At 72.4% G+C, this 17251-nt stretch carries 18 protein-coding genes; 14 read left to right on the plus strand and 4 right to left on the minus strand.

Translation table 11 applies throughout. From position 1 onward, the window contains the following. Positions 1-362 precede the first annotated feature (362 nt). The 3 genes from rplM to glmM all read left to right on the plus strand — a co-directional run bounded on the left by rplM (position 363) and on the right by glmM (position 2921). On the plus strand, positions 363-806 hold the full coding sequence (gene rplM / locus OO63_RS26615) for a 50S ribosomal protein L13 (RefSeq protein ID WP_030361395.1): 444 nt from the start codon (positions 363-365) through the stop codon (positions 804-806). A 42-nt stretch (positions 807-848) separates the two neighbouring features. Then, positions 849-1373 carry a 30S ribosomal protein S9 gene (gene rpsI / locus OO63_RS26620; protein WP_030361396.1) on the plus strand — a complete coding sequence of 175 codons (525 nt, stop codon included), beginning with the start codon at positions 849-851 and terminating at the stop codon, positions 1371-1373. Between the two features lie 189 nt (positions 1374-1562). Then, positions 1563-2921, plus strand: a complete 1359-nt coding sequence (gene glmM, locus OO63_RS26625; protein ID WP_030361397.1) for a phosphoglucosamine mutase — start codon at positions 1563-1565, stop codon at positions 2919-2921. Here glmM and OO63_RS26630 read toward each other — a convergent pair. Continuing rightward, positions 2918-3868: a DUF389 domain-containing protein gene (locus OO63_RS26630; RefSeq protein ID WP_030361398.1), complete on the minus strand. Its 951-nt coding sequence runs from the start codon at positions 3866-3868 to the stop codon at positions 2918-2920. The genes glmM and OO63_RS26630 overlap by 4 nt on opposite strands. 32 nt (positions 3869-3900) lie before the next feature. After that, positions 3901-4908, minus strand: a complete 1008-nt coding sequence (gene coaA, locus OO63_RS26635) for a type I pantothenate kinase (RefSeq protein ID WP_234311341.1) — start codon at positions 4906-4908, stop codon at positions 3901-3903. Positions 4909-5022: 114 nt separating this feature from the next. Here coaA and glmS point away from each other — a divergent pair, with 114 nt between their 5' ends. The 7 genes from glmS (at position 5023) to OO63_RS26670 (ending at position 12686) form a co-directional block, all read left to right on the plus strand. Continuing rightward, positions 5023-6879, plus strand: coding sequence for a glutamine--fructose-6-phosphate transaminase (isomerizing) (gene glmS, locus OO63_RS26640; RefSeq protein ID WP_030361400.1), 1857 nt, complete (start codon positions 5023-5025; stop codon positions 6877-6879). Between the two features lie 44 nt (positions 6880-6923). Continuing rightward, positions 6924-7292: a holo-ACP synthase gene (locus OO63_RS26645; protein WP_030361401.1), complete on the plus strand. Its 369-nt coding sequence runs from the start codon at positions 6924-6926 to the stop codon at positions 7290-7292. Positions 7293-7376: 84 nt separating this feature from the next. Beyond that, positions 7377-8822 (plus strand): NAD(P)H-hydrate dehydratase, encoded by a 1446-nt coding sequence (locus OO63_RS26650; RefSeq protein ID WP_051811225.1) that lies wholly within the window; start codon positions 7377-7379, stop codon positions 8820-8822. A 492-nt stretch (positions 8823-9314) separates the two neighbouring features. Continuing rightward, positions 9315-10475, plus strand: coding sequence for an alanine racemase (gene alr, locus OO63_RS26655; RefSeq protein ID WP_030361403.1), 1161 nt, complete (start codon positions 9315-9317; stop codon positions 10473-10475). A 13-nt stretch (positions 10476-10488) separates the two neighbouring features. Beyond that, on the plus strand, positions 10489-11721 hold the full coding sequence (locus OO63_RS26660) for an alpha/beta fold hydrolase (protein ID WP_030361404.1): 1233 nt from the start codon (positions 10489-10491) through the stop codon (positions 11719-11721). Between the two features lie 61 nt (positions 11722-11782). After that, positions 11783-12295: a tRNA (adenosine(37)-N6)-threonylcarbamoyltransferase complex ATPase subunit type 1 TsaE gene (gene tsaE / locus OO63_RS26665; protein WP_030361405.1), complete on the plus strand. Its 513-nt coding sequence runs from the start codon at positions 11783-11785 to the stop codon at positions 12293-12295. Positions 12296-12494: 199 nt separating this feature from the next. Next, positions 12495-12686, plus strand: a complete 192-nt coding sequence (locus tag OO63_RS26670) for a hypothetical protein (protein WP_030361406.1) — start codon at positions 12495-12497, stop codon at positions 12684-12686. A 75-nt stretch (positions 12687-12761) separates the two neighbouring features. On the opposite strand, the gene OO63_RS26675 is transcribed toward OO63_RS26670, so the two are convergent. Beyond that, positions 12762-13310 carry a hypothetical protein gene (locus OO63_RS26675; RefSeq protein ID WP_078619380.1) on the minus strand — a complete coding sequence of 183 codons (549 nt, stop codon included), beginning with the start codon at positions 13308-13310 and terminating at the stop codon, positions 12762-12764. A 103-nt stretch (positions 13311-13413) separates the two neighbouring features. On the opposite strand from OO63_RS26675, the gene tsaB reads away from it, so the two are divergent. Genes tsaB through OO63_RS26695 form a run of 4 tightly spaced genes read left to right on the plus strand, consistent with a single transcriptional unit; the run spans position 13414 to position 16108 of the window. Next, positions 13414-14079, plus strand: coding sequence for a tRNA (adenosine(37)-N6)-threonylcarbamoyltransferase complex dimerization subunit type 1 TsaB (tsaB, locus tag OO63_RS26680; protein ID WP_030361408.1), 666 nt, complete (start codon positions 13414-13416; stop codon positions 14077-14079). Between the two features lie 47 nt (positions 14080-14126). Next, on the plus strand, positions 14127-14717 hold the full coding sequence (gene rimI, locus OO63_RS26685) for a ribosomal protein S18-alanine N-acetyltransferase (protein WP_078619381.1): 591 nt from the start codon (positions 14127-14129) through the stop codon (positions 14715-14717). Continuing rightward, the gene (tsaD, locus tag OO63_RS26690) at positions 14710-15825 is read left to right on the plus strand and encodes a tRNA (adenosine(37)-N6)-threonylcarbamoyltransferase complex transferase subunit TsaD (protein WP_030361410.1); all 1116 of its coding nucleotides are present in this window, start codon (positions 14710-14712) and stop codon (positions 15823-15825) included. The genes rimI and tsaD overlap by 8 nt, the downstream gene beginning before the upstream one ends. A 16-nt stretch (positions 15826-15841) precedes the next feature. After that, the gene (locus OO63_RS26695; protein WP_030361411.1) at positions 15842-16108 is read left to right on the plus strand and encodes a hypothetical protein; all 267 of its coding nucleotides are present in this window, start codon (positions 15842-15844) and stop codon (positions 16106-16108) included. Here the strand turns inward: OO63_RS26695 and OO63_RS26700 are convergent. Next, positions 16063-17232 carry a hypothetical protein gene (locus tag OO63_RS26700; protein WP_031192523.1) on the minus strand — a complete coding sequence of 390 codons (1170 nt, stop codon included), beginning with the start codon at positions 17230-17232 and terminating at the stop codon, positions 16063-16065. The genes OO63_RS26695 and OO63_RS26700 overlap by 46 nt on opposite strands. Positions 17233-17251 lie beyond the last annotated feature (19 nt).

Raw genomic sequence — 17251 nt, forward strand, 5'->3', positions numbered from 1 at the left:
GGCAGGTGGGTGGGAATGGCTTGTTGCGGGGGGGGGGGGGAAGGGGGGGCCTGACCCGGTGTGCGGGGTGTGAGGGAGGGGGGAGGCGGCTTCTGCCCGCGAGGGTGGCGGCACCGTTTTGACCCGTACGGGGCACGGCGGGTATTCTGCCTGTTCGTTATGTGTATTGGCTTTCTCATTCTCACGTGAGGGGCTCTTACACCGGCCCACCGGGCCGATGACCAGCGGCAGGACTCGGTTGCGTCACCGAGGTCCGCCAAGGCTGTCGTCCATCGTCCGAGGTGGCCTTGTCAGGACCCTTTCCCGAGGTCCGAGCTGGACTCCGGGAAACCCCACCTCTGAAGAAGCGAAGGCTACGAACCGTGCGTACGTACAGCCCCAAGCCCGGCGATGTGACCCGCCAGTGGCACGTCATCGACGCCCAGGACGTCGTCCTGGGACGCCTGGCGACCACTGCCGCCACCCTCCTGCGGGGCAAGCACAAGCCGATCTACGCGCCGCATGTCGACGCTGGTGACTTCGTCATCATCATCAACGCCGACAAGGTGCACCTGTCCGGCAACAAGCGGACCCAGAAGATGGCGTACCGCCACTCCGGGTACCCGGGCGGCCTCCGCTCGGTCCGCTACGACGAGCTGCTTGAGAAGAACCCCGAGAAGGCCGTCGAGAAGGCCGTCAAGGGCATGCTCCCGAAGAACACCCTGGGCCGTCAGATGCTCTCGAAGCTGAAGGTCTACGCGGGCGACCAGCACCCGCACGGCGCTCAGCAGCCGGTCCCGTTCGAGATCACCCAGGTCGCGCAGTAGTTCCGGCCACCCCCTAAGACGAAAAAGAATCTGAGGAGCATCGTGGCCGAGACCACCGCTGAGCAGCCGCTCGACGAGACCGCCGAGAACATCGACATCGAGTCGTACACCACCGAGTCGGACGCGCCCGTGGAGGGCGAGTACACCTCGGAGTCCAACGCCGCGCGCTTCGGCGACCCGCAGCCGGCCGCCGGCCTGGGCCGTCGCAAGAACGCCATCGCCCGCGTCCGGATCGTCCCGGGCACCGGCAAGTGGAAGGTCAACGGGCGTACGCTCGAGGACTACTTCCCGAACAAGGTCCACCAGCAGGAAGTCAACGAGCCCTTCAAGGTGCTCGAGCTCGACGGCCGCTACGACGTCATCGCCCGCATCTCGGGTGGCGGCGTCTCCGGTCAGGCCGGTGCGCTCCGTCTCGGTGTCGCCCGTGCGCTGAACGAGGCCGACGTCGACAACAACCGTGGCGCCCTCAAGAAGGCCGGTTACCTCAAGCGTGACGACCGTGCGGTCGAGCGCAAGAAGGCCGGTCTGAAGAAGGCCCGCAAGGCCCCGCAGTACAGCAAGCGCTAATCACCGCTGCCTGCTAGTACTTCTCGAACGCCCCGGCGGCACCCTGTGTGCTGTCGGGGCGTTCGTTTATCAGCACCCCATGATCTGGGGTAGAAGTTCGACAGGCTGAGCGTCCGGGACCGTGCGGTGGAGCCGCTGACGTCACCGCGTCCGCAGGACCAGCCGACACTCAATGTTCGGAGGACAGCAGTGGGACGACTCTTCGGCACGGACGGTGTGCGCGGTGTCGCCAACGCGGATCTGACGGCCGAGCTCGCGCTCGGGCTCTCGGTCGCCGCGGCACATGTGCTCGCCGAAGCGGGCACCTTCGAAGGCCATCGCCCGACGGCGGTGGTCGGACGAGATCCGCGGGCGTCCGGGGAGTTCCTTGAGGCCGCGGTCGTCGCGGGTCTCGCCAGCGCGGGCGTGGACGTCCTGCGCGTCGGTGTGCTGCCCACCCCCGCGGTGGCGCATCTCACCGGTGCGCTGGGCGCCGACCTCGGCGTGATGCTCTCCGCCAGCCACAACGCGATGCCCGACAACGGCATCAAGTTCTTCGCCCGCGGCGGCCACAAGCTCGCCGACGACCTCGAGGACCGCATCGAGGCCGTGTACGACGAGCACCGCACCGGCGCCCCCTGGGAGCGCCCCACGGGTGCGGGCGTCGGCCGCGTGACGACGTACGACGAAGGCTTCGACCAGTACGTCGCCCACCTCATCGGTGTGCTGCCCAACCGGCTCGACGGGCTCAAGGTCGTCCTGGACGAGGCGCACGGCGCGGCCGCGCGGGTCTCGCCCGAGGCGTTCGCCCGCGCCGGTGCCGAGATCATCACCATCGGCGCCAAGCCGGACGGCCTCAACATCAACGACGGCTGCGGCTCCACCCACCTCGACCTCCTGAAGGCCGCCGTCGTCGAGCACGGCGCCGCCCTCGGCATCGCCCACGACGGCGACGCCGACCGCTGCCTGGCCGTGGACCACACCGGCGCCGAGGTCGACGGCGACCAGATCCTCGCCGTGCTCGCCCTCGCCATGCGCGAGCGCGGCGTGCTGCGCCAGGACACCGTTGTCGCGACCGTCATGTCGAACCTCGGCTTCAAGCTGGCCATGGAGCGCGAGGGCCTGTCCCTGGTGCAGACGGCCGTCGGCGACCGGTACGTCCTGGAGTCGATGAAGGAGCACGGCTACGCCCTCGGCGGCGAGCAGTCGGGACACGTCATCGTCCTCGACCACGCCACCACCGGCGACGGCACCCTCACCGGCCTGCTCCTCGCCGCCCGCGTCGCCGAGACCGGCCGGAGCCTCGCCGAGCTCGCCGCCGTCATGGAGCGCCTGCCGCAGGTCCTCATCAACGTCCCCGACGTCGACAAGTCCCGGGTCAAGACCTCCGCGGAGCTGTCCTCGGCCGTCGCCGACGCCGAGCGGGATCTTGGCCAGACCGGGCGGGTGCTGCTCCGTCCCTCCGGCACCGAGCCGCTGGTGCGCGTGATGGTCGAGGCCGCCGACATCGAGCAGGCCCGCTCCGTCGCCGGGCGCCTCGCCGACGTGGTGAAGTCCGCGCTGGGCTAGCCCAGTTCGCGTGTCCTCGCGGTACGTTCGCGCTGTCGCGCCCAGAGCAGCTTCTGGGCGGCCAGCGTGCACGTACCGGCGAGGACGATGCCGAGCAGGTTCAGGAGCAGCTGTTCGGTGGAGCCCCAGGCCTGGTTGTACTTGTCGTAGCTGAAGGCGACCGCGGCGTTCGCCGCCGCCGGGACCGTCGTCACCGAGATCGCGACGCCCACCAGGGCGCCCGACTTCGCGGACGTCAGCGAGAGTGTGCCCGCGGCGCCCGCGAGGACGGCCACGACGAAGGAGAACCAGTCGGGCCGGTAGATGAAGTGGGTGTTGGGGCGGGCGGCGTCCAGGGACTCCGCGTCGAACAGGTCGACCGCGTCCATGAAGAAGCTGAAGCCCACCGTCACCACCATCGCCACCGCGAAGCCCACGAGCAGCGCGATCATCGAGCGCAGCGCCAGCCGGGGCGTGCGCTGCACGAGCGCCGTGCAGAAGCCCGCGAGCGGCCCGAACTCCGGGCCCACCGCCATCGCGCCGACGATCAGGATGGCGTTGTCGAGGACCACGCCGCACGCGGCGATCATCGTGGCGAGCGTGATGAAGGCGACGTAGGTGACGGAGAGCGTGGACTCCTCGTGGGTGGCGTCCTCCAGGTGCTCCCACAGGACCGCGTCCGCGCCCTCGCCCGGCGCCTCGTCCTCCGCCTTGTCGGCGCGCAGCGACAGCGACAGGTCGATGTTCTCCAGCGCGATCGAGCCGCACTTGTCGATCTCCAGCGTCCGCAGCCCGTCGATCAGCTCGTCGCCCGCCTCGCGCGCGACGTCGCACATGACGATGTCGCCCGAGGGGTTGCGCGCCGCGCCCGCCACGACGGCCAGATGCGTGGTGCCCGGTGTCTTCTCGATCAGGCGCACCACGTCATCGGTCCTGTCCGGCGGGGTGATCAGGCGCAGATGCAGCATGTCCGCACCTTAACGCGGGCCTGACAGGGCCTTCAGAGCTTGCGCAGGCTGAGGCGCTGCACCTTGTGGTCGGGTCCCTTGCGGACGACGAGGGTGGCGCGGCCGCGGGTGGGGGCCACGTTCTCCAGGAGGTTGACCTTGTTGATGGTCCGCCAGGTGGTGCGGGCGTAGTCCAGGGCCTCCTCCTCGGAGACCTGGGTGTACTTGCGGAAGTACGAGGACGGGTTCTGGAAGGCCGTGGCGCGCAGCTTGCGGAAACGGTTCAGGTACCAGCGCTCGATGTCCTCGGGGCGGGCGTCCACGTACACACTGAAGTCGAAGTAGTCGGCGAGGCCCACGCGGGTGCGGCCGTCCTTGCCGGGCAGGGCCGGCTGCAGGACGTTCAGGCCCTCGACGATGAGGATGTCCGGGCGGCGGACCGTGAGGCGCTCGCCGGGCACGATGTCGTAGATCAGGTGCGAGTAGACGGGGGCCGTCACCTCGTCCTTGCCCGCCTTGATGTCGGCGACGAAGCGGGTCAGGGCCCGCCGGTCGTACGACTCGGGGAAGCCCTTGCGCGACATCAGGCCGCGGGCCTGCAGCTCCTTGGTGGGCAGCAGGAAGCCGTCGGTGGTGACCAGCTCCACGCGCGGGTGCTCCGGCCAGCGCGAGAGCAGGGCCTGCAGGAGGCGGGCGACCGTCGACTTGCCGACGGCCACCGATCCGGCGACGCCTATCACGAACGGCGTGCCCGACTGGGCGGCCTTCTCGCCCGTCTCGCCCAGGAACGTGTTCAGGGCGCCGCGCAGGCCGTCCGTCGCGCCCACGTACAGATTCAGCAGGCGCGACAGCGGCAGGTAGATGTCACGGACCTCGTCGAGGTCGATGACGTCGCCGAGGCCGCGCAGCTTCTCGACTTCGTCGGCGGTGAGGGGCAGCGGCGTCTTCTCGCGCAGCGCGCTCCACTCGGATCGGGTGAGGTCGACATAAGGGGTCGCCTCCGGCTTGTGCCGGTGGGCGCCCCGTGGCGCCTTCGTGGGCGCTGAGACCGAAGAGATCACGTTCCATTGTTACGGCTGTTTGAACAGCTGGGCGGGTGGGGTGCGTCACCTTGGGCGCACGCGTCGTACCCGTGGTACGCGTATCGGGGCATATCGGGACGTACGCTTCCCGGCATGTGCGGAATCGTCGGATACGTCGGCTCGCAGTCGGCGCTCGAAGTGGTGCTCGCCGGGCTCAGACGCCTGGAGTACCGGGGATACGACTCGGCCGGAGTGGCCGTACTCGCCGATGGCCAGATCGCCTCGGCCCGCAAGTCCGGAAAGCTCGTCAACCTGGAGAAGGCCCTGGTGGACCGGCCGCTCCCGGCTGGCGCCACCGGCATCGGACACACCCGCTGGGCCACCCACGGCGGCCCCACCGACAGCAACGCCCACCCCCACCTCGACAACGCCGGGCGCGTCGCCGTCGTCCACAACGGCATCATCGAGAACTTCGCCGCCCTGCGGGCCGAGCTGGCCGAACGGGGGCACGTCCTGTCCTCCGAGACCGACACCGAGGTCGTCGCCCACCTCCTCGCCGAGGAGTTCTCGGGCTGCGCCGACCTCGCCGAGGCCATGCGCCTTGTGTGCCGGCGGCTCCAGGGCGCGTTCACGCTGGTCGCCGTGCACGCCGACGTCCCGGACGTGGTCGTGGGGGCGCGCCGGAACTCGCCCCTCGTGGTCGGCGTGGGCGAGGGCGAGGCCTTCCTCGCCTCCGACGTCGCCGCGTTCATCGCGCACACCCGGTCCGCCGTCGAGCTGGGGCAGGACCAGGTCGTCGAGGTGCGGCGCGACGGCGGCGTCGAGGTCACCGTCACCGACTTCGACGGGCGCCCCGCCGAGGTCCGGCACTTCCGCGTCGACTGGGACGCGGCCGCCGCCGAGAAGGGCGGGTACCCCTCCTTCATGCACAAGGAGATCGCCGAGCAGCCGCGCGCCGTCGCCGACACCCTCCTCGGCCGCATCGGCGCGGACGGCGCGCTCACCCTCGACGAGCTGCGCATCCCCGCCGCCGACCTGCGCGACGTCGACAAGGTCGTGGTCGTCGCCTGCGGCACCGCCTTCCACGCCGGGCTCATCGCCAAGTACGCCATCGAGCACTGGACGCGGCTGCCCTGCGAGGTCGAGCTCGCCAGCGAGTTCCGATACCGCGATCCGATCCTGGACGCCCGCTCCCTCGTCATCGCCATCTCGCAGTCCGGCGAGACCATGGACACCCTGATGGCCCTGCGGCACGCCCGTGAGCAGGGCTCCCGCGTCCTCGCTATCTGCAACACCAACGGCTCCACGATTCCGCGCGAGTCCGACGCCGTGCTCTACACCCACGCCGGGCCCGAGGTCGCCGTCGCCTCCACGAAGGCGTTCCTGACCCAGCTGGTGGCCTGTTACCTGGTGGCGCTGTATCTGGGGCAGGTGCGCGGCACCAAGTGGGGCGACGAAGTGCTCGGCGTCGTCCGGGACCTGGCCGACATCGGCGACGCCGTCGAGCGGGTGCTCGCCGGGATGGAGCCCGTCCGCGCGCTCGCCCGGTCCCTCGCCGGGGCCGGGACCGTGCTCTTCCTCGGGCGGCACGTGGGGTATCCCGTCGCCCTCGAAGGCGCCCTCAAGCTCAAGGAACTCGCCTACATGCACGCCGAGGGCTTCGCCGCCGGTGAGCTCAAGCACGGGCCCATCGCCCTCGTGGAGCCGGGCCTGCCCGTCGTCGTGGTCGTGCCCTCGCCCCGTGGGCGCTCCGTCCTCCACGACAAGATCGTCTCCAACATCCAGGAGATCCGGGCCCGGGGCGCCCGCACCATCGTCATCGCCGAGGAGGGCGACGACGCGGTGCTCCCGTACGCCGATCATGTGGTCCGGGTGCCCGTTACGCCTACGCTGCTTCAGCCCCTCGTGACCACGGTGCCGTTGCAGGTCTTCGCCTGTGAGCTCGCTGTGGCCCGGGGCAACGAGGTGGATCAGCCTCGGAATCTGGCCAAGTCGGTGACCGTGGAGTGAGCTTGTGAGCGGGGGCGCGGGGCTGTGAGCAGGGGAGTGAGTTCGTGATTATTGGGGTCGGGATCGACGTCGCCGAGATCGAGCGGTTCGCCGCCTCTCTGGAGCGGACCCCCGGGATGCGGGAACGGCTCTTCGTCGAGCCGGAGTTGTTCCTTCCCAGCGGGGAGCCGCGCGGGGTCGCCTCCCTCGCCGCCCGCTTCGCCGCGAAGGAGGCTCTGGCCAAGGCCCTTGGTGCGCCTGCCGGGCTGCGGTGGACCGATGCCGAGGTGTACGTCGAGGACAGCGGGCAGCCCCGGCTGCGTGTCTCGGGGACCGTTGCCGCTCGGGCCGAGGCTCTGGGGGTTCGGGGGTGGCATGTCTCGTTGAGCCATGACGCGGGGGTCGCTTCCGCTGTGGTGATCGCTGAGGGGTAGCTGGGGGGAGCTGAGGGGGGTAGCTGACGGGTAGGGGGCGGTGCCTCTCAGGCGCGGGGTTCCCCCGTGCGGGAGACTTGGGGGATGCGTACCGCCTACAGCGTGGAGAGTGTTCGCGCCGCCGAGCACGCCTTGATGGCCCGCGTCCCCGACGGCGCCCTGATGCAGCGCGCCGCCGCCGGGCTCGCCGTCGCCTGCGGGCAGTTGCTCGGCAAGGTGTACGGGGCGCGGGTCGTGCTTCTCGTCGGCAGCGGGGACAACGGGGGCGACGCCCTGTACGCCGGGGCGCGGCTCGCTCGGCGTGGTGCTGGAGTGACCGCTGTGCTGCTTGCTCCTGAGCGGGTTCATGGGGGTGGGCTCGCCGCTTTTCGGGGGGCCGGGGGGCGGGTTGTTCGCGCTGTGGACGGTGCGGAGGGTGGTGAGGGCTCCAGCGGCGACGGGGGTGTCGTCTCGGAGGGCGCGCTCGCCGCCGTCGGCCGTGCCCAGCTCGTCGTCGACGGCATCGTCGGCATCGGCGGCAAGGGTGCGCTGCGGCCCCTCGCCGCCCGGCTCGTGCGTGCCGCCGATGACTCCGGTGCCCTGGTCGTCGCCGTGGATCTGCCGAGTGGCGTCGACGCCGACACCGGGCAGGTGGCCGGGGACGCCGTGCGCGCCGACGCGACCGTGACCTTCGGGACCTACAAGCCCGGGTTGCTCGTCGACCCCGGGCGGGAGTACGCCGGGGCCGTCCGGCTCGTCGACATCGGGCTCGACGGCTCGCTCCGACCACACGAAGCCGCGCTCGAAGCCCTTCAGTACGTCGACGTCGACCGGCTGTTGCCCGTGCCCGGCGCCGAGAGCGACAAGTACCGGCGCGGGGTCGTCGGCGTCGTCGCCGGATCCGCCCGCTACCCCGGTGCCGCCGTCCTCGCCGTCGCCGGTGCCCTGCGGGGCGGGGCCGGGGCCGTGCGGTACGTCGGGCCCGCCGCCGACGCCGTCATCGCCCGTTTCCCCGAAGCCCTCGTGTCCGACGGGCCGCCCGCCAAGGCCGGGCGGGTGCAGGCCTGGGTGGCCGGGCCCGGGCTCGGGGACGACGCCGGGCGGTTGCGTGACGTCGTGGCCGCCGATGTGCCCGTCCTCATCGACGCCGACGGGCTGCGGCTCGTCGACCGCGACGCCGTGCGGGGGCGTGCCGCGCCCACCCTGCTCACCCCGCACGCCGGGGAGGCGGCTGCGCTGCTCGGAGTGTCGCGGGCCGAGGTCGAGGGGGCTCGGCTCGACTCGGTGCGGGAGTTGGCTGGGCGGTACGCGGCCACGGTGCTGTTGAAGGGGTCGACCACGTTGGTGGCGTCGCCCGGTGGGGGGCGGGCGGTGCGGGTCAATCCGACGGGGACCGCGTGGCTGGCCACGGCCGGGAGCGGGGACGTGCTCTCGGGGCTTGCCGGGTCGTTGCTGGCCGCCGGGCTCGAGGCTCGGGACGCGGGGGCCGTGGGGGCGTTCCTGCACGCGTGTGCGTCGTCGCCCACGTTCCCTGTACGCCCCTCGTGGTGAGCCGAGCTGCGCGCGGACATACCGGCACGTCCCCTCCGGTTCGGATTGCGGGGGTCTGTTCGGTGGGGGTCCCCCATTCGGCTTTCGGTCCGGTGGGGGGTCCCGTTTTGTCCGACGGTCGGGTGGAGGTTCCCGGTTTGTCCGACGGTCCGGTGGGGGCGCCTCGTTCGTTCGACGGTTCGGTGGGGGTGCCTCGTTCGTCCGGCGGTTCGGTGGGGTTTCCCGCCTTGCTTTCGGTCCGGTGGGCGGCGATGCCTGCCGTCCCACCCTGTGGGCATCTGGGCCGCCAGGGGCGGCACGGGTGGGCACAGCCCACGGCCGACGGTGCCCGTGATGTGAGGCGAGGGAACGGCCCCGGGCAAGGGGGTGCGTGGATGTGGGGAGAGGGGCGGCCCACGCCGGCGGTGGTGTGGGGCACGCGAGGCCCCACGGTGCGGGAGTGGGACGGGTGTGGGCCCCCGGCCAGATGCGGCTCTGAGAGACTTGGGCGCGATGACTGACACTGCACTGCCGCGCGTCCGCGCCGAGATCGACCTCGCCGCCCTGAGGGCCAACGTGCGTACGCTCCGCGCCCACGCCCCCACGGCCGCCTTCATGGCCGTCGTGAAGGCGGACGGCTACGGCCACGGAATGATCCCGTGCGCCCGCGCCGCCCTGGAGGCGGGCGCCACCTGGGTGGGCACCGCCACCCCGGAGGAAGCCCTCGCCCTGCGCGCGGCAGGCGTCGGCGGCCGCGTGATGTGCTGGCTCTGGACCCCGGGCGGCCCCTGGCGCGAGGCCGTCGAGGCCGACGTGGACGTTTCGGTGAGCGGCATGTGGGCCCTGCGTGAGGTCACCGCGGCCGCCCGCGCCGCAGGCCGTACGGCCCGCGTCCAGCTCAAGGCGGACACCGGCCTCGGCCGCAACGGCTGCATGCCCGAGGACTGGCCCGAGCTGATCGCGGCGGCCCTGCGCGCCGAGGCGGACGGGCTCGTGCAGGTGACCGGGCTGTGGTCCCACTTCGCCTGCGCCGACGAGCCGGGGCACCCCTCCATCAAGAGTCAGCTCGATGTGTTCCGGGAGATGCTCGCGTACGCGGAGGGGGAGGGGGTGCGCGCCGAGGTGCGGCACATCGCCAATTCGCCGGCGACTCTGACTGTTCCCGAGGCCCACTTCGATCTCGTACGGCCCGGCATCGCCATGTACGGCGTCTCTCCCAGTCCCGAGATCGGCACCCCGCAGGACTTCGGTCTGCGCCCCGTCATGACCGTCGCCGCCGCCCTGGCCTCGGTCAAGCACGCCCCGGCCGACCACGGCGTGAGCTACGGCCACCACTACACCACCCCCGTCGCCACCACCCTCGGCCTGGTCCCTGCCGGGTACGGCGACGGCATCCCCCGGCACGCCTCCGGCTCCGGACCCGTCCTGGTCAGCGGCAAGTGGCGTACCGCCGCGGGCCGCATCGCCATGGACCAGTTCGTGGTCGACCTGGGCGGCGACGAGCCCGAGGCCGGGGCGGAGGCCGTGCTCTTCGGGGCCGGTGACCGGGGTGAGCCGACCGCCGAGGACTGGGCGCGCGCGGCGGGCACCATCGCGTACGAGATCGTGACTCGCATCGGTTCCCGCGTTCCGCGCGTCTATGTCGACGAGCGGCACAGCGGCAGCGACGACTGAAGAGGAGCGGCACGTGGGCGAGGGCAGCACGGGGGCGGCCGCCGCGGACTTGGTGACCGAAGTGGCCGAGGCCGCCGGTTCCGCGGGCAGCAACTGGCGGCGGGCCGGCATCGCGGGCGCCGCCATAGGAGTCATCGCCGCGGGCGCCGCGGCCGGCGTCGCCATCGAGCGGATGACCGTCGGACGCGGCATGCGCAAGAAGGCCCGCCTCGCCCTCGACGCCTCCGGGCCCTTCGGCTCGCTGCGCGGCATGCCCGGCAAGGCCTACGCCGACGACGGCACGGAGCTCGCCTATGAAGTCGACGAGGTGGGGGACGGCCGTGGGGAGGGGGCCGGGGACGGTGCGCAGACTCCTCGGCGGTTGCGGCTCTTCGGGCGTAAGGCGCCCGATCCCGTCACCGTCGTCTTCAGCCACGGCTACTGTCTCGGCCAGGACTCCTGGCACTTCCAGCGCGCCGCCCTGCGCGGTGTCGTGCGCTGCGTCTACTGGGACCAGCGCAGCCACGGCCGCTCCGGTCGCGGCATGGCCCAGATCCACGACGACAAGCCCGTCTCCATCGATCAGCTCGGCCGGGACCTGAAGGCCGTCATCGACGCGGCCGCGCCCACCGGGCCCCTCGTCCTCGTCGGCCACTCCATGGGCGGCATGACGACGATGGCCCTCGCCGACCAGTTCCCGGAGCTGATCCGCGACCGCGTGGTGGGTGTGGTCCTCGTCGGCACCTCCTCCGGCAAGCTCGGCGAGGTCAGCTTCGGGCTTCCCGTCGCGGGGATGAACGCCGTGCGGCGGGTGCTGCCCGGGGTCCTGAAGGCGCTCGGCTCGCAGGCCGACCTGGTGGAGAAGGGGCGCCGCGCCACCGCCGACCTGTTCGCGGGCGTCATCAAGCGCTACTCGTTCGCCTCGAAGGACGTCGACCCCGCCGTCGCCCGGTTCGCGGAGCGGCTCATCGAGTCCACGCCCATCGACGTGGTCGCCGAGTTCTACCCCGCCTTCGCCGAGCACGACAAGGCCGAGGCGCTCGTCCACTTCGCCGGGCTTCCCGTGCTCGTCCTCGCGGGTGACAAGGACCTCGTCACCCCGAGCGAGCACAGCGAGGCCATCGCGGACCTGCTGCCGGACGCCGAACTGGTGCTCGTCCCCGACGCCGGGCACCTGGTGATGCTCGAACACCCCGAGGTGGTCACCGACCGCATCGCCGATCTGCTGGTCAGGGCCAAGGAACAGGCAGGGAGCGCCGCCATGTGAGGCGCCGGGCCCGGTGTCGGCCGGGCCGGGGCGGGTGCGCCGAGCGGCTAACGTTTCTGTCATGGAAGCACCGCACAGCCCGGCCCCCGCCATCGCTCTCGAGCTCACCGTGAACTCGCCCGGACAGATGGGCGAGTTGGGCCGCCGCCTGGCCAAGATCCTGCGCCCCGGAGACCTCGTCATGCTCACCGGCGAGCTCGGCGCGGGCAAGACGACGCTGACCCGCGGGCTCGGGGAGGGCCTCGGCGTGCGCGGCGCCGTCACCTCCCCGACCTTCGTCATCGCCCGCGTCCACCCCTCCCTCGGCGACGGTCCGCCGCTGGTCCACGTCGACGCGTACCGCCTGGGCGGTGGCCTCGACGAGATGGAGGACCTGGACCTCGACGTGTCGCTGCCCGACTCCGTGATCGTCGTCGAGTGGGGCGACGGCAAGGTCGAGGAGCTCTCGGAGGATCGCCTGCACGTCCTCATCCACCGCGCGGTCGGGGACACCACGGACGAGGTGCGCGAGGTGACGCTGCGGGGGATCGGGGAGCGGTGGGCCGCGGCCGATCTGACGGTTCTCTCCGCCTGAGGGGCGGCGCGGGGTCCCTCCGAGGCCGAGGGGCCCTAAGGGCGTTCCCGAGGTGACGCGTTCTCGTCGGTTCGCCCGAACTTTCCGACAAGCCGTCGGCAAGATGTTGCGCGCCGAGCGTCGTACGTGGTCACATGGATACCAGGTACGGGTTAGGTCTACCTAACCACGTCTGCCCCCGGAGCCCCAGGAGGCGTCCATGCCGGCTTCAGAACGCGATGCGCAGCCCCGGCCGCACGGGCCGTCGACGACCTTCCACGCGTACTCGATGAGCGATCTGCTGGCGTCCTGCGCCGCCGCGAGCGCCGTCTCCACGCCGCCCCCCGCCCCCGAGGAACCGGCGCGTCCGGCGCCCGTGCACACGGACGAGCGACGCCGCGACGCCGCCTGAGCGGGCGCCGCGGCGCGGGGTGGATGGAGTACGGGGGCGGGGTGGAGTACGGGGGCGTGGCCTGACGGGTCGGCCCTAGCGGACCACGACGACCTTCGTCTCGTACAGGGCGAAGTCCCACATCACGTTGCCGTCCTCACGCGAGGAGCGGATACCGCCGGTCTTCTTCGCCGGGTCCGGCTTCTGCGTCGAGCCGTTGAGCGCCGCGCTGAACCCGACCGCTATGCCGTCGACACTCGTGAACCGCACCACGTGCTCGATCTGCACGCCGTCGGACCCTATGACCTGACCCGTCCGCGAGGTGACGGCGTACGCACCCGGCACGGGGTCCACGGTGCTCGGCGTGACCTTGTACGTGCGCTTCACCTTGCCGGACTCACCGACCAGCCACACCCGGTCCCCTTCGAGGGAGTACACGACGCGCTTGCCGGCGCCGGAACCCGCGGGCAGCTTCAGCGGATCGGTCTTGCCGCCGGGGGAGCGCGAGGGGGCCGTCGGGGACTTGTCCGGGCGGGCGTTGAGGTCGTCCGGGGCGTTCGCGGAGGCCTGGTAGGCGAGGAAGCCGACCACGGCGAGTGCCGCCGCGGTGAGCCCGGCCACGAATCCCGAGCTGCTCCTTGACACCTGGCCCACCTCTCCTACGTACGGCTATGGGGTGACGGTAGCAGCAGGCGCGGCCCGTGCCGGGGCGGCCGTGCGCCGGGCGTCGGAGCCGTAGGCTGTTCGCGTGCTCTTGCTCGCTCTGGATACCGCCACCCCCGCCGTCACCGTCGCCCTGCACGACGGCACGGCCTCCTTCGGAACAGTCGCCGAATCGAGCCAGGTCGACGCCCGCCGCCACGGCGAGCTGCTGCTGCCCGCCGTCGACCGGGTCCTCGCCGAGGCGGGCCTCGGACTCGACGCGGTGACGGACGTCGTCGTCGGCGTCGGCCCCGGCCCCTACACGGGCCTGCGCGTCGGCCTGATGACCGCCGACACCTTCGGCCTCGCCCTCGGCGTCCCGGTGCACGGGGTGTGCACCCTCGACGGCCTCGCGTACGCGGCGGGCATCGAGAACGGGCCGTTCGTCGTGGCGACCGACGCCCGCCGCAAGGAGGTCTACTGGGCGCGCTACGAAGACGCCCGTACGAGGGTCGGCGGACCGGCTGTCGACCGGCCCGCCGACATCGCGGAGCAGGTAGCCGGGCTCCCCGCCGTCGGCGCGGGCGCCGCCCTCTACCCGGACACCTTCACGGACGTGCGCGGCCCCGAGCACGTGTCGGCCGCGGCGCTGGCCGCGCTCGCGGCGGAGCGGCTCGCCGCGGGCGAGGAACTGCTCGAACCCCGCCCGCTGTACCTGCGCCGCCCCGACGCCCAGGTCCCCAAGAACTACAAGGTGGTCACCCCCAAGTGACCACCGTGCCGTCGAAGACGCCGCCCCCCGCCGTCGTGCCGCGCGAGATGCGCTGGTGGGACATCGACGCCGTGCTCGCCCTGGAGAAGGAGCTCTTCCCGGACGACGCCTGGTCGCGCGGCATGTTCTGGTCCGAGCTCGCGCATGCCCGCGGACCCGGCTCGACCCGCCGCTACCTGGTGGCGTACGAGGGCGAACGCCTCGTCGGCTATGGCGGCCTCGCCGTCGCCGGGACGGACTCCGACGGCGGCGCCGCGGTCGCCGCCGACGTGCAGACCATCGCCGTCGCGCGCGACCACTGGGGCTCCGGCCTCGGCGCGCGGCTGCTCACCGAACTGCTGCGGCACGCCACGGCCTTCGAGGCGACCGAGGTGATGCTCGAAGTGCGGGTGGACAACACCCGCGCGCAGAAGCTCTACCAGCGCTTCGGCTTCGAGCCGATCGGCTTCCGCCGCGGCTACTACCAGCCGGGCAACGTGGACGCGCTGGTGATGCGCCTGTCCGACCCGTCCGCCGCAGCGGACTGCTCCGCGCACGGCGCCCCCGACCCCGCGGCCGAAGGATCGGCCGACGGCCCCACCGACGGCCGGGCCCCTGGCCCGCTGAACGGCGTACAAGGAACCGAGATCCATGGCTGACACCCGTGACGAGCCCCTCGTCCTCGGCATCGAGACCTCCTGCGACGAGACGGGCGTCGGCGTCGTCCGCGGCACGACGCTGCTCGCGGACGCGGTCGCGTCCAGCGTCGACGAGCACGCGCGCTTCGGCGGCGTCGTGCCCGAGGTGGCGTCCCGCGCGCACCTGGAGGCGATGGTCCCCACCATCCAGCGCGCCCTGAAGGACGCGGGTGTGAGCGCCAAGGACCTGGACGGCATCGCCGTCACCGCGGGCCCCGGCCTCGCGGGCGCGCTGCTCGTCGGGGTCTCGGCGGCGAAGGCGTACGCGTACGCGCTCGGCAAGCCGCTGTACGGCGTGAACCACCTGGCGTCGCACATCTGCGTGGACCAGCTGGAGCACGGGGCGCTGCCGGAGCCGACGATGGCGCTCCTCGTGTCCGGCGGGCACTCCTCGCTGCTCCTGTCCACCGACATCACCTCCGACGTGCGGCCCCTCGGGGCGACGATCGACGACGCGGCGGGCGAGGCCTTCGACAAGATCGCCCGGGTCCTGAACCTGGGCTTCCCGGGTGGTCCCGTCATCGACCGTTACGCCCGTGAGGGCGACCCGGACGCCATCGCGTTCCCGCGCGGTCTGACCGGGCCGCGCGATCCCGCGTACGACTTCTCCTTCTCCGGCCTGAAGACCTCGGTGGCGCGCTGGATCGAGGCGAAGCGGGCCGCGGGCGAGGAGGTTCCGGTGCGGGACGTGGCGGCGTCCTTCCAGGAGGCCGTGGTCGACGTGCTGACCCGCAAGGCGGTGCGCGCCTGCAAGGACGAGGGCGTGGACCACCTCATGATCGGGGGCGGTGTGGCCGCGAACACCCGGCTGCGGGCGATGGCCCAGGAGCGGTGCGAGCGGGCCGGGATCCGGCTGCGGGTGCCGCGGCCGAAGCTGTGCACGGACAACGGCGCGATGGTCGCCGCGCTCGGCGCGGAGATGGTCGCCCGCAACCGCGCCGCCTCCGACCTCGGGCTCTCGGCCGACTCCTCGCTGCCGGTGACGGAGCCGCATGTGCCGGGCGCGCACGCGCACAGCCACGACCACGACCATGTGCACGAGGTCAGCAAGGACAACCTCTACTCGTGAAGGGCAACCTCTGCTCATGAGCGTCGCGTTGATGTGGGAGGCGCGGGCCGGTGCGGGCCGGGGCCCGGAACTCCTCGCGTGGGCGCGGGCCCAGACCCTTGAGCCCGCGCCGCTGCGCCGGGAGACCTTCCAGGCGCCGCAGGACCGCGTCCTCGTGATCACCTGGTGGGACGCGGCGTACGACGCCGACCTGCCCGAACTCGCCGAGCCCCCCGTGGAGTTGTCCGCCCGGCCGCCTCACCGGTGGCGGTTCGAGTCCCTCGGCCAGGGCTGCCCCCCGTAGGCGCCCGCGCCGTCCTCGCGCGCCCCGAGCAGCGCGATCACCACCAGCGCCTGGAGCGGCAGGGTGACGAACGGCGTCAGGATGGTGAGCGTGCCGAGCGTCGAGTCCCAGTACAGGTCGAAGCCGTCGTCGAAGGCCGGGACCAGGGTGCGGATGTCGAAGTAGGTCGAGGCGAGCGCCAGGGCGAGCGCGGCGCCGCGGGCCGCTGGGCGCCCGGCGAGCAGCAGGGCGCCGACGAGCAGGGGCGCGGCCACCAGGGCCAGGGCGTAGAAGGCCTGGGGGAGCGGGAAGCCGCGGGAGGCGTCGACCGCCGCCCGGAAGAAGTCGCCCGCGTCGGAGCCCGGCCTGCTGCCGATGAAGTAGACGTGGTCCCGGTTGAGGGAGTAGATCAGCCAGCTCACCTCGATCGCGCCGCTCAGGAGCAGCGCGATGCCGGACGCCACGAAGGCCGGCCGGCGGACGTTCGCGCCGGGCCGGGCGGAGTACAGGTCGCCGTAGGGGGCGTAGGACGGCGGGGGCGGGGCGTCCGCGTACGGGGGGTGTGGCGGGGCCGGAGGGTGGGCCGGGGGCGGGGTGCCGTCCGTCCGGTCGCGGGTGCGGGCGACGGCCGCCCAGATCGCGCACCCCAGGGCGATGCCCGTGAACCGGAAGGTGAGCAGGGCCTTGCCATAGCCGATCTCGGTGATGCGGTCGCCGTACTCGTCCGAGGCCATGAGGCCGACGACTTCCCGCAGGCACAGGCAGATCAGGAGCGCCGCCACCAGGGCGAGGCCCCCGCGCGCCACCCGGAGCCGCCCGAGCGCGAGGGCGCCGACGACGACGGCGGTCACGAGGAACGCCCAGTCGTAGTGGGTCTGCGCGACCGGCGTCAGGAACTGCCGCGGGTCGTACAGGGCCTTGAAGGAGAACCTGGAGTACGGGGCGTCCACGGCCTCGTTGGCCTCGTGCCCGATCCAGATCGTCGCCGTGAGCGCGTACAGCAGGACGGCCGCGCCGGTCCACTGGAGGGCCGGGGCGTCGTGCGGTGCGACGCGTCCCCTGAAGCCCTGCCCCCATGAGCCCTGCCCGGGTATGCCTTGCCCGGGTATGCCCTGCCCTGCCCCACCTTGACCCCATGCGGCCATGCGTGCCCCCCTGTGGCGT

Origin of the sequence: Streptomyces alboflavus (assembly GCF_000716675.1) — a bacterium.
GTDB lineage: Bacteria > Actinomycetota > Actinomycetes > Streptomycetales > Streptomycetaceae > Streptomyces > Streptomyces alboflavus.